The 15,348-nt window shown below is 42.7% G+C and carries 14 protein-coding genes; 1 reads left to right on the top strand and 13 read right to left on the bottom strand.

Annotated elements, in window-relative coordinates:
• Positions 1-3: 3 nt before the first annotated feature.
• The 3 genes from MuYL_RS11050 to MuYL_RS11055 form a co-directional block, all read right to left on the bottom strand.
• On the bottom strand, positions 4-1,065 hold the full coding sequence (locus MuYL_RS11050) for a DUF932 domain-containing protein (RefSeq protein WP_094570628.1): 1,062 nt from the start codon (positions 1,063-1,065) through the stop codon (positions 4-6).
• Positions 1,066-1,069: 4 nt separating this feature from the next.
• Positions 1,070-1,198, bottom strand: a complete 129-nt coding sequence (locus MuYL_RS23750; RefSeq protein WP_262493682.1) for a hypothetical protein — start codon at positions 1,196-1,198, stop codon at positions 1,070-1,072.
• A gap of 80 nt (positions 1,199-1,278) precedes the next feature.
• Positions 1,279-1,866: a hypothetical protein gene (locus tag MuYL_RS11055; protein ID WP_094570629.1), complete on the bottom strand. Its 588-nt coding sequence runs from the start codon at positions 1,864-1,866 to the stop codon at positions 1,279-1,281.
• A gap of 555 nt (positions 1,867-2,421) precedes the next feature.
• On the opposite strand from MuYL_RS11055, the gene MuYL_RS11060 reads away from it, so the two are divergent.
• Positions 2,422-3,234, top strand: a complete 813-nt coding sequence (locus tag MuYL_RS11060) for a DUF2971 domain-containing protein (RefSeq protein WP_094570630.1) — start codon at positions 2,422-2,424, stop codon at positions 3,232-3,234.
• A 47-nt stretch (positions 3,235-3,281) separates the two neighbouring features.
• Here MuYL_RS11060 and MuYL_RS11065 read toward each other — a convergent pair whose 3' ends face one another.
• From MuYL_RS11065 to MuYL_RS11110, 10 genes are all read right to left on the bottom strand, one after another.
• Complete coding sequence (locus tag MuYL_RS11065) at positions 3,282-4,061, bottom strand: DUF2971 domain-containing protein (RefSeq protein WP_094570631.1); 780 nt, start codon at positions 4,059-4,061, stop codon at positions 3,282-3,284.
• 171 nt (positions 4,062-4,232) lie between these two features.
• The gene (locus MuYL_RS11070; RefSeq protein ID WP_094570632.1) at positions 4,233-4,406 is read right to left on the bottom strand and encodes a histone H1; all 174 of its coding nucleotides are present in this window, start codon (positions 4,404-4,406) and stop codon (positions 4,233-4,235) included.
• A gap of 171 nt (positions 4,407-4,577) precedes the next feature.
• Complete coding sequence (locus MuYL_RS11075) at positions 4,578-5,285, bottom strand: iron-containing redox enzyme family protein (protein ID WP_094570633.1); 708 nt, start codon at positions 5,283-5,285, stop codon at positions 4,578-4,580.
• Positions 5,286-6,152, bottom strand: a complete 867-nt coding sequence (locus MuYL_RS11080; RefSeq protein WP_157740763.1) for a hypothetical protein — start codon at positions 6,150-6,152, stop codon at positions 5,286-5,288. It lies immediately after the preceding gene.
• Entirely contained in the window at positions 6,079-6,810 is a 732-nt protein-coding gene (locus tag MuYL_RS11085; protein WP_094570635.1) for an ABC transporter ATP-binding protein, read from the bottom strand. Before MuYL_RS11085 ends, MuYL_RS11080 begins: the two co-directional genes overlap by 74 nt.
• Entirely contained in the window at positions 6,807-7,475 is a 669-nt protein-coding gene (locus MuYL_RS11090) for an ABC transporter permease (RefSeq protein ID WP_157740768.1), read from the bottom strand. The genes MuYL_RS11085 and MuYL_RS11090 overlap by 4 nt, the downstream gene beginning before the upstream one ends.
• Before the next feature lie 201 nt (positions 7,476-7,676).
• Positions 7,677-8,657, bottom strand: a complete 981-nt coding sequence (locus tag MuYL_RS11095) for an ABC transporter substrate-binding protein (RefSeq protein WP_094570637.1) — start codon at positions 8,655-8,657, stop codon at positions 7,677-7,679.
• Between the two features lie 179 nt (positions 8,658-8,836).
• Complete coding sequence (locus MuYL_RS11100; RefSeq protein WP_094570638.1) at positions 8,837-9,886, bottom strand: hypothetical protein; 1,050 nt, start codon at positions 9,884-9,886, stop codon at positions 8,837-8,839.
• Positions 9,886-12,336, bottom strand: a complete 2,451-nt coding sequence (locus MuYL_RS11105; protein WP_094570639.1) for a hypothetical protein — start codon at positions 12,334-12,336, stop codon at positions 9,886-9,888. Before MuYL_RS11105 ends, MuYL_RS11100 begins: the two co-directional genes overlap by 1 nt.
• Positions 12,337-12,417: 81 nt before the next feature.
• The gene (locus tag MuYL_RS11110; RefSeq protein ID WP_094570640.1) at positions 12,418-15,342 is read right to left on the bottom strand and encodes a CHAT domain-containing tetratricopeptide repeat protein; all 2,925 of its coding nucleotides are present in this window, start codon (positions 15,340-15,342) and stop codon (positions 12,418-12,420) included.
• Positions 15,343-15,348: the final 6 nt, after the last annotated feature.

Raw genomic sequence — 15,348 nt, forward strand, 5'->3', positions numbered from 1 at the left:
TGATTAATTTAATGACTCGATACCATGTTTTGAAAACTCCTTACATAGATCAAAAGCGGTTTGGCTTCTTTGCAATCCTGTGCCGTACATGATAGATTTAAACTTACTTTCATCATCCTTGTAATTGCGCACATTCTGAAAGTAGCCCGTAACGGCATTGTAAGCCCCAAACAAAGTGCCTTTGGTAGTTACCTCCTGTTGGGTCGGATTAGTTAAAGCATACTCCATTACGCTACTTACCATATTATTATAATTGGTAGATAGTTCGTCTAACTTGCCGCTTTGCAAGTTCTGCAATACTTCTTTGTTGGGCGCCATTGCGACTTGTATCAAGCGTTTAACAGCATTGTCTGTTATGCGTATCCTTGACCAGTTGTTAAACACTTCTTCCAGCTCCTTGGCTAACAGATTGGTTACGCCTAACAATTGGTGCGCCTGTTTTAAACGGTCAACAGCGCTGGCGGTATGCCGTATTTTAATAGAATGGCCATGATTGCGCAAAGCTGCGTTAAGTGTATTTTGGCAACAAATCCTAATAGGTGTAAACGCTGCGGTGATACTGCCGTAACCATCGTGTGAGGTGGTCAAAAATAAATACTGCTCTATTAAATCATCCCTACCTATCCGTATATAGTTGGGCAGTTTAGCAGTAATAAAAATCCGTTCACCTTTTCCCAATGCTCCCGCTGTTTCGTATAAAATACCGTCCTTGCCGCCAACGATGCTATCAAAAAAATCAAAAGCGTTTACATTCTGTACCACTTCGTAATCCTTACCAACTACACCTAAAACATTATCGCTATCGGTTCTTACCGTTGCATAAAAACCAGGTACTTCTATTTCGGGTATGATTATATCCGTTTCTTCATTCGCATTGAAATTTTCGTTGTCGTAGGTGAACAAAGGGCGTTTTTCCACTTTGTAATCTAATCCTGCAAAACGAATGGCTTCTTCGCTTGTCGGGTAGTCTGTAATGATTTTCCCTAAACCGTGCCAAGCCTTTTCTTTTACGCTAAAAAAACTGTGTGCGCCTGTTTGTTCATTATAATTGAGATTGTGTGCCATGATGTTAATTGTTATAGGAATTAATGAATTCGTTAAACTCAAACTGAAAACCTGCGGGGTTTTCCTTTGCCAACTGTTGTGCATAACCCTCCCAAAATATTTGGTTGGTTAACTCGATGAAAATCTCTAACATTGCTTTAGATTTTAAGATTAGAAAATGTCTTAAACAACGCCCCCTGTAGTTGGATACAAGGGGCGTTTCCATTTAATTACTCATGCAGGAAGTATAATACCTGCTTCGATCTCTGCCAGTTTATTCACGCACATACCGTTTACCTGCTGTGCCACTGTCCAAATAATAACCGGGTTTTTTGTGGTGAATTTCCGGCGGTTATCATCTTCGATGGTCAAAACGCATCCCTGATAAATATTGCTGTCTGTTTCGTCTGCATCCTCTTTTAATTCAATTTCAAAGGCTTCCAGATTTTCAACCGTTTCTATCAATTTATCCCGCTGTATCTTCTTGCGGTTCAGGTCTGCCACTAATTTTAAGGTTTCCTCTAAATTCAAAACAGGTTTGGCAGGCTTTGGCTCGGGTTGTGGCCCGGCTTTGGGCTGTTCCTGTTTTGGCTGCCCGTTTGCCTGATTTACCTGTTCGGCTTTTGGTGCTTCCGTTTTAGTTTGCTCGGCTTGTGGTTTTTCCTGATCCGCTTTAATCACTGTTTCTTCCTTTGGTTTTTTCGCTTCGGGCTGTGGCTTTATCAGTTCCTTATTAACAGGGTTGTTATTTACAAATGCTTCTTTTTTATCGTTTTTAACATTATTAACAGCTTTGCTGTTATCTTTTACTTTGGTTTCCATGTCTGTAATTTTTTAATGTTTATGATCATTCTATTATTGGTCGTGCGATAGGTCTGCGGTCTGTGCGCTGTCTGCTGTGGCGGTGCTTTGTTTTTTAAGTTTTTCATACTGCTGTGATTTATCTGCTTTGTTTTTTAAGTCAGCTCGCATAGCGCTCGCTGGCTTTTTATTAAGCACCGCACCTGAAAGAGCCGGGCATACAGACAAGGCTTTTGGAAAAAAAATACGCTCTCCAACACCCGCCCGCAGGGCACCCGCTAAAAAAATGAGAGGAAGATTTTTTTTACAAAACCGGAGGCCTGGCCTTGTCTGTATGTCCCGGCGGATCAGAAATTTGCTGTATATAAAAGGCCAGCAAGCACTTAAAACTGGGAGATTAATAAGCGAAGCTGTAAAAGAAAAGTACGGGCGAGGAACGAGCCGGTAGTTAATTCAGCGAAGCGGCTGGAACTGCTGATATTCAATACCTTAATTTGACTTCAAACAAGCACTAATACCAAAGGATTTTAACCAACATCGGATTCTTAATGGATATCTTTGCTAAAAGATATAAATATGAAATATTTAGACAACATCCCTGATACGTTATACAAATACAGAGTTTGGAGCGATGATTATCATAAGAGACTGTTAAATAATAATGAGGTTTTTTTTGCGTCTCCGGCCAATTTGAATGATCCCTTTGATGCTTCATTACCTTTCAGATATGATCCAAAGGAAATGATACCGGAAAATATAACGAGAAAGTTATTAGAAACTGGCAGAAGAGCCTGGCCCGATATATCTGATGAAGAGTTGCATAGGCGCGCCTTTGAAGAACAACGTTCGGGGAAATTTGAGGGCGATGCCTACTGGAAGGAAATGCATGACCAAAACAAGGCGGCTTTACATAAAACGTTTGGGCTACTTTCACTGACTACAAAAAATGATAACTTATTGATGTGGGCTCATTATGCAAATTGCCATAAGGGCTTTTGTGTCGGCATAGACAGTCATATTTTATACGAAACAGTCGGTGGAGCTATCGGCCCTGTGATTTATAACGAGAATTTCCCTTTCATGCCGCTTTTTAGTAAAGCAGGTGAAGAAGTTCAACCAATAGTCCAGATGCTGAACACCAAATCGCCTCATTGGGGATATGAGGACGAGTTTCGCTTAACCAAAGCAGAGGCCGCAAATAAAGCATTTATCCTGCCGGCAAATGCTATAACGCAAGTGATTTTAGGTTGTAATATGGATGCCAACGATAGAAAATCTATTATTGATGTTATAGATAATAAATTACCGCACGTTCAGATTTTTGAAGCAAAAACAAGCCTTGAAAGCTTTAAACTGGAAATTCATACCACTGGTAAAATTAATAAATAGCTGTTAACGGATTTATTAAATAAAAAATAGCGGACTTGATAATAAGGTCAATTGATAATAACTTTTTTTAATAGAAATGTATCTGGGTCAATCTCCATCTTGCTAAATACAACATTCTGATAACCCATTTTTCCCATTTCAAAAATCACGTTTTCAATGACCGGGATGGCCACCTTACATCCAAACAGAATTTCTTTTATGGCCTTTTTTTCAAAAGGGACTATCTCTTTGCCGTTTTTATTTATCGCCCGTATCTCCTGTTCGTATTCCCATCTAAAGGATTTTGTTGTTAACCAGTAGTAAAACACATTTGTAGTAAAGGTCATGCCATCAACAGGTGCTATTTCGGAAATATAATTTACAGGGTAAAAGACGTAATCCGCACACTTAAATTCTAATTCAAACCCTATACAAATACCAGTATGTTTATCGGCATAATGTGACCACATTAATACCTCATTACATTTTTCTGAAAAACAACTCACCTTAAATTCTTTCTTTTTCCTGAGTAATGCATCCCGATAAATGTTTGGATCATTTGCTTTTGCTCCAAACAATTCCCTCATTTTATCAGTCATGTGATATTTTTTTTCCAATTCTTTATAAAGCTCTTCTTTATATTCCTCTGATATAGAAATATTGATAAGCTTTTCATTGCAATCAAATGGGTCGTTGAAAGCTTCAGGGTCACTAAATTTCAACGTATTGCTCTTCAAAATATGCTCAAAGCCATCATTGAAGTTGATATATTTATAAAATAGCCCTTTGTTCAATAGTTTTTGCAAACCGGCTCTGCTAAGTTTTTGTATGTCGTCGTCGTTTATCATAAAGTACGTTTGCCTTGAATCAAAGCAAATATAGTTTTTGATGATTTAGTGTCCGGTAAACAAATACATTAGGTGTATTATCAATGGTCTAACTAATTTATTAAACATATTCAAAAGCAAAAGCCTGACCATTCCTGATCAGGCTTTTGCTGCACAATGTTAGATTATTCTTTATTTGTTTTTCAGTTCTGTTACCTCTTTTCGGATTTCCGTTGCAGAAGTTTTAAGTTGTTGTAAAGCACCACGCAAACGAGTGCCTGCCGCCTTGTTGCCTTTGTCATAAAAGGCAATTGCATCTTTCTCTACTGATTCTACCAACTCTTTTAACGCTTTGAATTTTTCCATGATGTTAGATTTTAAGTTTTTAAAAATAGATTTATTTTATGAATTGCAATAGCGACTGGTTAACGAACGGACATGCTTTTGCTTTCTTCCAGGTCTTTATCTGGAAATATAGCTAAATATTCCTTTTAGGTTAAATAACCCCTAAAAAGGAGAACCAGATCAAATTGACTCTTAATTTAATTCGATGATATGTTTATAAAAATCATCCCATAAGTCTGTGAGCAATTGCACACCCTTTTGAATGCCCTGAACTAATCTTTCCCGGTTTTCCATGTTTTCCGCTGAATAATAAATAAAACCATATTCGGAAAAGTCCGCGTGCTGTTGTTCTGCAATCTTATGATATAAGAAATACTCACGAACATTTTCATCTAAATAGTCATATTTCTGCAAAGCATCTGAAAAATGTGCATGTAAATCCTGTGCTAAATATTCAAGTGCAAAATGCAAACCGAAAGCATAAACAGGCTCCCCGTTCTTCCAGATTTCCATGACGTCCTTTCCAAACCGCCCCACCGCAGGCAGTTTTGGTACAAGCTCGACCTCCTGATCGGTTTCGTAAAAAACCTTTACAAACCGGTATAAAAGTTTGGCATGGATTTTCTCTCTGTTCCCTTTGCCATACTCATCATCCAGGATCTCAATCAGTTCGAACCTAATATCGTCTATGGGGGTATTCAAAACAATCGCGGGAAAGGCCATTTTGTGATCTCTTGCTGTTTTGTACCATTGAACGGCGAAACGTTTTAACTGCTCTCTGGAGAGATCCATTTCTAAGAAAGCCGATAGAAATTGATGTGACGAAACTGGGGTGGCATCGATCATTGCCTTTGTTTCCGCGAGAAAATCTTCTGCTGGTGTTATCTGTAATGTTTCCATTTAGGCTATAGCTTTATTTAAGTAATGAAATTTATGTCCGAATTTTAAAAGTATCATAATGTAAACGATGTTAAACGATATTAGGGCAAATGCTTCCGATCCACCGAGAAAGACATCCAAATGCGGCAGTGAGCTGAAATAATGCGAATAACAAACCAGCAACACAATTGTAATAACTGAAGGTAAATCAACAAAAATCATTGTTTGGAACAGCAAACTTTTCTCTATCACCAATTCTTCATGTGCGATCTGATCCTCGATTTGCTCGTTACCGTTGCCATTCAGGACTTGCCCATCTAATTTTTTCTTCAACGCAGATGGTATGGTAAGAAAACAGGTCATATCCGCTAAAAAAAACATGATAACAGTGATCAATTGTAGATAATGTACACCAATAGTGAATGGCTTATTTTTTTGAACGATGGAAACAGCGTTTTCCGTATACAGTATATTATAGAATTCAATCCCGGCGATAACGGCCACTATCGTCAATATGAAAACGACAACTATGGTGACTAAAATCAACAAATAAATACCTCTTGTCCGCGTGCATTTTGCCAGGTTAAGGATCAGATAAGGAGTGTTGATCAGCACGAAAAACGCACCGAATATAATTATAGAGATTAAACTGCCGAATGCCCAGATCTCATAATAATCAGATTCATGACCGCCACTGGAAGTTCTCCAGGTAAAATAAACAACGCCCAGCCAAAACGCGATAAGAATAGCCAGGGTGATTTTTTTAAGCACAAAAACTCTTTCTAGAAAACTTAGCGCCCGTTGAAGTCGAACATTATTTGAGATAAAGGTCTCGAATTTCAGCCGATAACCGGTGGAGTTGGTCTGGGTTGGGTCCGAATTTGTCATTTTTTAAATTTGATAAGGTTATTTGATTTGTGTTTTTATTGATGCCGCTTTTTGAAATGAGTAACTCATCTGCAATGTATACCGCCTCCTCAACATTGTGGGTGACGTAGAGAACTGTAATCTGAAAGGTCTTTTGAATGCTTTTTAAAAAGTCCAGCATTTCAAATGCCGCATTCTCGTCCAGCGAGTTGAACGGTTCATCGCATAGGATTATTTTGGGATTTAATATTAACGTTCTTCCAAAAACCACCCGCTGTTTTAAGCCTCCGGATAATTGATGCGGGTAGAAATTAAGGTATGCGGATAACCCCAGTTGGTTTGACAGCAGTTCGATATTTCCATGTGACAAACTATCATGTTTCCTATAAGTGTTTTCTATTCCGAAACCTAAGTTTTCCCTGACGGTGAGCCAGGGGAAGATGGATTGCTCCTGGAAGATAAAACCAATAGGATGGGTTCTCCTATCAAAATTGTAAATGATGCTACCCGCATAGTCCCGATCAAAACCAGCGATGATTTTCAATAGTGTTGTTTTTCCGCAACCGGAAGGTGCAACAATAGAATATATTTTTCCTGGTTCGATATCTACGGAGAAATCGCTGATAACTTCCCGGTGTCCATATCGCTTGGCTAATCGGTTTATACTTACTAATGTCATTTTCTCCAATGCCCTGCCTTTTTAATATAAACCTCAAACAATGTATCACTGAGAAATCCCAGAAATCCCAATATAATTAACAGACCAAATAAATTAGCAGTCATCAAAAACCTTTGGCTTGTCGCGATTAAAAATCCCAAACCATTTTGTGAAGCTACTAACTCTGAAACAATTAAGAATGTCCATGCAGCTCCTAAATTAACGCGCAAGACAGATATGATGTCGGGATAGCTGTATTTCAAAACAACCTCTTTGAAAATCTTAAATTTACTGAGACCTATCATTTCAGCTGCCTGTATATAAACCGTAGGGGTCAATTTTACCACATCGGCAACCATCTGAACAATATAAAAAAGGATAGCCAGAAATATTAATATGATCTTAGCCATCTCGCCAATACCAAACCAGATAATAATTAAACTAATAAATGCGGTTGGCGGAATATACCTGAATGCTGAATTAAGTGGAAGTATCGCAGCCCGAAATTTCAAAAAAACACCGGCAACACTACCTATCGCCACTCCGACTATACTTGCAAATGCGAAGGCAGTGACTATTCTAAGCAACGAAATACCGCAGGCGATTATAAAATCTTTAGTGGAACATAATAAAATGATTTGCTTAAAACTCGCAAACGGTGTGGGAAGATAGGTTAGACTAATCATGTTGGAAAAACACAAAATCTCCCAAACGATCAAAAGCATTGAAAAGGGCATTATAGCGAGCAATAACCTGTCTCTTGCATTTAGCGTGTCAAAAAAAACAAAGAATTTTTGCGTTTTCGAACGTCTCAGATGAATAACGAATACGCACAGGAAAGCTAAAGAAGACAGTATTAAAATAAACAGATCCGGATTCAACATCTACTATTTGATAAAGTCTCCAATAATCAATCCGCTTCCGCTAACCTTTTTATTGATCAATCCCTGGCGATACCAAATTTCTGAAGCACTTTCAAAAAGTTGCTTTGCTTTCCGGCCACTGTCAGCCAACAACCAGTTTTGGTTTAACGCTTTATCAGCGTAAACAATCTCTGATGCCATATTTGGAAATTCTTTACTCGGGATTTTCATCGCGTCCGCCATGATTTTATAAGACTCATCGGGATGACTTTTGATATACTCCACACTCTTTAACCATCCTGCAATGAACACTTGAATATCGCCTTTGCGATTCGCAAGTACACCATCGTTGAATTCTATAGCATCGACAAGAATGCCAGGTTTGGATTTTGTATCCACGAGAATCTTACCTTTTCCTGATTGAACAATTTGGGTAATATTAGGTTCCCAGGTGACTGCGCCGTCTACATTACCTGAGAGAAAGGCTTCACCCGCCTTTCCTGGATCATCAACCTGGACCGAAGTGATATCGTTCATGGTTAATCCATTTTCCTTTAATAAAGTCAGCAGAAAGAAGTGGGACGGCGAGCCTCTTGTAAATGCTATTTTTTTGCTTTTAAGTTGCGCTACCGCCTGGATGGACGGCTTAACAATAATACCATCGGCCCCGTTTGATTGATCGGTTATTAAAGCTAGTTTTCCTGATATGCCGTGCGCAATATCAAAGGCATAGCTATCTATTGTTCCAATAGTAGCTTGCGTTTTACCCGACACATACGCCGCCTGCCTGGCGTTGAAATCGTCGATAATATAAAACTTTACGTCTAAATCCTTAAAAAAACCTTTCTTGATTCCTATATAACCAGGTGCGAAACCGGGCCATGTAGCGATTCCTATCGAAAACGCCGGCTTTTTTTCCGGAGTATGTGTACAAGACGACACCGTGAATATTATGGCAATCACATATAACGTCTTAAAAGTATTTTTGGTGAGGTAGCGCCACATAAGCTTACAATTTGATTTTCGTACTAAATTAATAAAAGACTTAACTAATAATGAAATGTTTTGTCAAAGCAACAGCGATATCTTCAATAAATTCAATCAGTTGACAAAAAGTTTAACGGTCTCGACATTAATATCCTTATCAGCTCACAGTGTCGCACACCGAATTTAGCGCGGCCCTTTTATTTCAGTATAACCGTCGTTGTATTAGCAGCATTGGGTTGCAAAACAATGGTCGGCGTCTGATCCGTCGCTTTATTGGTCAACGTGTCCTTGCCCACGACCTTATAGGCTGAAATGTAATAAAACAACGATTGTAAACCAGTGAAGTTGACCGCACCCTGCGTTCCGGTAACCGAACCTGAAATACTTCCGGCACAGGTATTCCGGTTTTTGGCGAGCAACGCCTTGTCGGAATAGATACAAACATTCGCACCAGGTATGTACGCGCCATACTGGTCGGTGAGCACCACCTGCAGGGAAAACGCAACAGCAGGCAAATCCGGAATGATAGTAATCCTTGCAGTGTTCAGCACCGTACTGCTGAGCGCGCTAATCACAGGCGCCTTATTATCGGTCGTGTGGTTGGATAGGGTATCGGCGACCCGTATGATATAAGACGCCGCATAATAACTGATTGTTGGCTGAAGATTATCAAAGACCACCATGCCATATTGATTCGTTATCCCGCTTTTGACACTGCCGGCTCCCGTACGGCGGTATTTGTTCAGGGTGCTGATATCGCTGAACAAATACACCTGCGCATTATTGACCACCGCATTGGTGTTGTCGGTAACTGTAAGTTGCAATGTCGGACTTGCAGTTACTGTAGGTAGCAATAACAAGGTGTCCCGATCCTTGAACTGGGCATCATTCAAATGAAAGAAAGGCGTCTTTAACTGGTACAGGATGCTTTTTGACGAGCCAGGGATCGTATGATAATAAGTAATATTGAATGTATAGTCACCATCGACCAGCAAAGGAATATCAAATGCGCCATTCGTCAGGCTAAGCGTAAAGTCTGTTGACTGGTCATTACCCTTTTCCAGGGTAAGCTGGGCAGTGGTTGCCGTGTCAGGGTTATTTGTGGTGATGTTTTTATAAAATACCACGCCTCTTATCCGGGCTGTTCCCCCGAAAACTTTATCAGAAGCCGTTTTTTTACAGGTGGCCAAAACAACCACGGTTAGCAAACCGGCAATTATCATTGTATAATTCGTAAACTTTTTCATCATTTAAATGGATTAGCTGTTGGTTTGGCCGTGTTGAACAAGGCATTAAATGCTTCTAAACCGATATTGAGCGAAAAGAAAAATGCCGGCTGGTAATCGTCCTTTTCCTGAAGCGAGCCGCTTACGACGGTCAGCCCCTGTGACTTTCCGTAATGGACGCCTGCAGTGAGGGCAAATCCGCTGAATATCTCCCAACCTGTACCCAACAGGATATTCGCCGCCGGCGCACCCGTGTATAAATACCCGACGTAGGCATAGGGCGCAGCGCCATGCGGAAAGAACCGCTGGCTCTGAATATCCAGCCGCGTTGTAAATATCTGCAGGCCCACAGAGGGTGCCAGCCCGGTGTAATTATTCGTATAGGTTGCTGTATTCGTCGCCGCATTAATCGTATAGTTTTTATTCTGCAGAAAACTATAAACAATGCCTGCTTTGATCCGGAAACGATATAGTTTATTATAACGGTAAGTATAAGCCGTACCTTCAGAATTCAAATTTTTGCTGGTCGCGCTATCGAGTAACTGGTAGCTGACCGTGCTCGGCGCCTTGAACGGGCTTTCATGTGAAACCATTCTCGTCAGGTAATCCGGTGAATTGTCCGGGGTCAGGTGAAAGGGCAAGGCAAGGATACCATTAGCCGCCGGTGCATAGAGATTCTTCAGACTTTCATAGAGGGAAAACACATCATCAAGACCCGGTTTGGGTACCCTGGTAAATAGGGGTTTAGCCGCTTTCATGGCGCGTTGTCCGATCTCGGCACCGGAAGGCGGTACATCATCCGACAGGTTGATGGGTGTAATCGTTGTTTTGAGCATGTACTTAGCCTTTGGTGGTGAATTATCCACAAGAATGTACATGCGCTGGGTCTCATTGATCCCTTTTGCGGGCTCTTTACCTTTCAGTTGAAAATCCTCCAACGCATCGTGATTACGCATAAAGGCATAAAAGGTTTTATTATAATTCCCGGGATTGTTGATATACACGAGGCCTTGATACAGCAGAGAATCGCTGAGTAATGCCGGTTTGTTCAGCTGATTGATCACATCGGAAGAACCCTGCTTTTTAAGGCTTTTCAGCGCAGCATTAGCCGCGTCGATCAAAGCGTCATTGGTCGATTTGGCCGTCAGCAGGTCATCGTAAGCTTTATTCAACGCCGTAATATTACCGGCGCTATTGCTGGTTTTGGACGTATTTTCGACCAATATCAGTTCCGCCGCATTCTTCACCGAATCTTTTTTTAACTTTTTTAGTGTGGCATTTTGTTCGCTGATCTTCTGTCCCAGGCCCACCAGGTTGCCATTGACCAGTGGATTGGCCGATATATTTTGCCCGCCGGATACCCAGGCGAACTGCAGATACCAAGCGATCAGTTCTTTGCCGCTCAAAAAGTCAAACTGGCTGGCCAGGTTAAATAGCTTATCATAGACTAACTTGGTTTTGTCATCCGGAAACAGGCCACCGATATCGGCCTTCATATCCGTTTTGGGGTCCTGTTCTTTTTTGAGTATTTCATCGCTCAACGATTTCAAATCACTTTTGCTAACAATGATCTTCGGATCAGGAACATCCATGGTCGCGACCGAAAGTACCTTGGTCACCTCGGCTTTCAATTTATCGGTATTGATGGCCCAAAGGACTTTGGTCAGCGCGTCACTTTTGCTAATCTGGTCAATAAGCTGAGCCGGGATATTGTTATTCATTCGCAACTCAAATTCAAAGCGGACCGGCCCCTCTTTGAAATGAAAAGGAGGCATACTTCCGCAGTATACATACCAACAGCACTGCGATTGCGGATCAAGCGTTAACGGCTCTTTACACTCACTGATAATATCCAGACCGTTCACATTAACGATCCGTCCGGTTACCGTATAAGAAGGGAATTCCAGCGCGGTCAGCGATGGCACCTGGATCAACGCCAACTCCGCATCTGTATAGGTTTTATCGGTCAGTGCTTTTGATTTATCCTGCAGATCCTTTTCTATCGTTCCGGATGTGATCTGATTTTTCAGATAGGTTTCATTAGCCACGACATATTTATTCAGCTGATCCGCCAGTTTAGCAACCGTTACGCCCAGCAAATGCTTGGCCTCGACACTTTGATCGAGACTGATAGCCGCAAGTATCTTGGAATCGCCCTTATCATTTTTCTCTTCCAGCGCCTTGATCGTCTGGGCGAAACGCTGGTATACCTCAATAACCCGCTTCGTCTTAAAGTCTTTGCCGGTATTAACGACAAAATCGATCTGATCTTCTTTGGTCAGATAGGACGGCGGGGTGGATACCATCTGGCCTTTTTCATTAAACTCGATCCGAATGATCCGTTTCACTTTCTGTGACGGCTTAGGCTTCGCAACAGTAAAAGCGGGAAAGTAACAGACCATGGCAAATAACAGGAAAATGTATTTTGACAGCGACCTGAAAGAGTTCCAATTGTTAGCTAAATAGTTCATTTTATAACGATAAGGGATTAATTAAAAATAAATATCATCATGGTAAATCTGTGAATGGGCGAAACTGGTCACCCGGCAGGGTTACGGACTGGCTGACAAAACAAATGCGCCCCAATAATAAGGGTCGGGAAATGCTGACCGGATGTCAGCCTGTGCCCGGCGCAACGCGGTATGCATTTCATCGCCGCCAAGCCAGTAGGTGTAAAAATGAGCCATCAGCTTTTGGGTGACATCATCGTTGACCCGCCACATACTATATAAAACAGCTCCCGCGCCCGCGGTCTTAAAAGCTCTTTCCAGACTGTAAGTTCCCTCGCCATTTCTGATCAGGTCGCCCTGACCCGTCTCGCAGGCGGAAAGCACAACCAGCGCCGTTTGCCTTAAATCCAGGTTCTCCGCTTCAAACCCGGTTAGCACGCCATCTTCCCGGGTGCTGTCCGCAATATCGGAACCAGCGTTGAGCGTACGGGCAGCTCCGGCGAATAAAAGACCGGTATAGAGCATCGGGTTATCGGCATAACGGCTTCTTTTGTCCTGGGTGGTATCGCCGAGGTAAAAACCATGCGTTGCCAGGTGTAAAACTCCCGGATGGCGGATCCGCTTGACCGCTTGTTCACTGGCTTTTTCAGCAACAAATGTTTCAGGCTGCCAGTGAGCCGCAACCAGAATCTCGTTTAAATGGCTTACTTCCGTTTGAGTCCCCGGCAGATCTTCAATAACGACCCGTGGCGTATCCCCGGCTTTAAACGCATTCATCCCGTAGGCAGGGTTACCGAACAATATGGCCTTACCCGGAGTGCCGGGCAATCTCGAACCCGGCCTTTTCAGCAGATCCGCGCTGCTGGTCAGCAGACGGATATCCAATTCGTCAAAAACAAATTTGCCGGTTTGAGGGTTGCGCAGCGTATTAGGATTGATCAGGTTATAAGCACCATCTGGAGAAAAGTAAACCTTCGTTATCCCTTTCAGCCCCGCCTGCAATTTGGCCCAGAACTGCCCGTACAGCATATCCAGGTCTTTTTGACTGACCAACATACCTTTTACGGGTATAATATCACGAGCTGTACCCTGGCGCTCCACAGAATTTGTGTAGCGCTGCAATACCTGGCCATCCAGTTGTCCCCCATTGTCCAGGGCCACCAGTTGGGGGTGGTCTTTGGTTTCGGAAGTAACAATCAATGCCGCATAACAAATGCTATCCGTACGCTCTCCGGCATAACGGGTATAACGCACCAATTCCACCGCTGCGGAGTTCCCGGATAGTTTTGCCGGGATCGCAGACCAGTCAAGAGCGGCACCGAACTCGCCTCCAAATTCCGCCGCATTCTTTTGCAGGTATTGTTCAAGTTGCCCGATACGCTGTTGCAGCCGGTCGACCTGCATGTCCGTATAATTCGGGGATGTTTTGCCAAGAATATAGGCTTTAGCCAATTGTTCCCGCAGCGATTCCCATTCCCTGAAGTTATTGATCAACAGGGCATTCTTGCTCCCTAAGATATCTACCCTCAACCTTGATGTTGTATTAAACAGCAAACCTTTAAGTAATAATTGAAGGTCATACATTTCAGCCAGCAGCCCCGGCCGGGCACGGCTGCGCGCAACAGCGAAAGAATAAAAAGCATCGAAATGAAAGTCTATCGTGCCTAAATAGAGCCCCTTTTCCTTCTCACTTAAGGCCGGGAAATAAGTTTTGATCTGCCGTATCAGGGTTTTATTGGCCTTGCGAAAATAGCCTTCCGCCTGGTCAGAATCTTTCAGGGCCAGGCAAACAGCCGCCATATTACTTAAAGATGCAATATAGGAAGGATGGTTTTCTCCCAGCGTAGCTAGCCGGATGCTCATCGCCCGCTGATAATCCGCTCGCGCCTTTTCGAATTCACCCCGGTGATGTGCTACCATGGCCAGGTGGTTCAGTGACTCCGCAAGCTCCGCATTGTTCCCGCTGAATAAAGTTTGCCGGATTTCCAGCCCCTTTTCAATATCCGGCGCAGCCTTGTCGTATTGCTTAATCGATAGGTAAAATGCCCCCAGGTTATCCAGACCGGTAGCGTATTCCGGATTTTGCGGACCCAGCTTAGCCAGTTTGATGGCCAGGGCGCGCTGATACAAGCTGTCGGCCTGGGCGGTCAGCCCCTCTTTCTGATAAACAACCGCGAGGTTATTTAAGGTCGTGGCGTAGCTCACCGTAGAATCCCCGCTGGTTTCTTTTTTAATACGCAAAGCCTTAACGAAATAACGGGCTGCTTCGAGATCATTGCCGCGGTCGCTATATAATAAGCCAAGATTATTCCATTCGGTGGCACAGGGCGGGCAAGGAGGTTCATAAGCCTGGTCATAAATGGCCAGCGCCTGCCTGAACAAACGTTCGGCTTTATCAAAAACACCCTTTTCTAAAAACAACATGCCTAGGTTGTTCATAGAAACCGCACAATGCGGATCCTTATCTCCCAACAGGTTGATCTTGACCCTGACAGCCGACTCGAAAAGCGGCTCGGCTTTTTCATACGCACCTATTGAAAAGTACATGCCCGCCAAATTATCCATCGAAGTGGCCGTGATCACACTATTGCTGGTCAGCGTCTTTTCATTGAGGGCAAGCACTTTGACTAGGATGACACCGGCTTCGCGGAAACGCCCTTCGTCCCTGCACAGTAAACCCAGGCTGTTGTAAACCTCAATATATTCCTTTGACAATACGCCCAGTTTTTTCAACCGGATGGCCGATGCCTTTATCAATAAGGGCTCTGCGACGTCATTGTTTCCCAATTGCCGTTCAGCCCGCCCCAGATAATAGGCAGAAGTCGCATAATTCAGATGATCCATCCCGTAAACCTGCCCCGATTTTGCCAAGGCCTTTTTGCCGAGCTGTTCTGCTTCTTTGTACCGGCCTGACTGAAAGGCATCGACAAACGCATCATTCAATTTATTCCATGTCTGTGCCTTTGCCTGTATGGTCAATATCAGCAGGATAACAAGGAATAACGGATATCTTAAATGTGGCGTCATCTTCCA

Origin of the sequence: Mucilaginibacter xinganensis (assembly GCF_002257585.1) — a bacterium.
Classification (GTDB): Bacteria; Bacteroidota; Bacteroidia; order Sphingobacteriales; family Sphingobacteriaceae; genus Mucilaginibacter; species Mucilaginibacter xinganensis.

What these genes read in the sequence shown, in the direction of transcription:
- MuYL_RS11095 (WP_094570637.1), bottom strand. Translation starts at nt 8,657, where the DNA reads ATGTGGCGCTACCTCACCAAAAATACTTTTAAGACGTTATATGTGATT.
- MuYL_RS11070 (WP_094570632.1), bottom strand. Translation starts at nt 4,406, where the DNA reads ATGGAAAAATTCAAAGCGTTAAAAGAGTTGGTAGAATCAGTAGAGAAA.
- MuYL_RS11090 (WP_157740768.1), bottom strand. Translation starts at nt 7,475, where the DNA reads ATGATTAGTCTAACCTATCTTCCCACACCGTTTGCGAGTTTTAAGCAA.
- MuYL_RS11100 (WP_094570638.1), bottom strand. Translation starts at nt 9,886, where the DNA reads ATGAAAAAGTTTACGAATTATACAATGATAATTGCCGGTTTGCTAACC.
- MuYL_RS11080 (WP_157740763.1), bottom strand. Translation starts at nt 6,152, where the DNA reads ATGACAAATTCGGACCCAACCCAGACCAACTCCACCGGTTATCGGCTG.
- MuYL_RS11050 (WP_094570628.1), bottom strand. Translation starts at nt 1,065, where the DNA reads ATGGCACACAATCTCAATTATAATGAACAAACAGGCGCACACAGTTTT.
- MuYL_RS11110 (WP_094570640.1), bottom strand. Translation starts at nt 15,342, where the DNA reads ATGACGCCACATTTAAGATATCCGTTATTCCTTGTTATCCTGCTGATA.
- MuYL_RS11060 (WP_094570630.1), top strand. Translation starts at nt 2,422, where the DNA reads ATGAAATATTTAGACAACATCCCTGATACGTTATACAAATACAGAGTT.
- MuYL_RS11085 (WP_094570635.1), bottom strand. Translation starts at nt 6,810, where the DNA reads ATGACATTAGTAAGTATAAACCGATTAGCCAAGCGATATGGACACCGG.
- MuYL_RS23750 (WP_262493682.1), bottom strand. Translation starts at nt 1,198, where the DNA reads ATGTTAGAGATTTTCATCGAGTTAACCAACCAAATATTTTGGGAGGGT.
- MuYL_RS11105 (WP_094570639.1), bottom strand. Translation starts at nt 12,336, where the DNA reads ATGAACTATTTAGCTAACAATTGGAACTCTTTCAGGTCGCTGTCAAAA.
- MuYL_RS11055 (WP_094570629.1), bottom strand. Translation starts at nt 1,866, where the DNA reads ATGGAAACCAAAGTAAAAGATAACAGCAAAGCTGTTAATAATGTTAAA.
- MuYL_RS11075 (WP_094570633.1), bottom strand. Translation starts at nt 5,285, where the DNA reads ATGGAAACATTACAGATAACACCAGCAGAAGATTTTCTCGCGGAAACA.
- MuYL_RS11065 (WP_094570631.1), bottom strand. Translation starts at nt 4,061, where the DNA reads ATGATAAACGACGACGACATACAAAAACTTAGCAGAGCCGGTTTGCAA.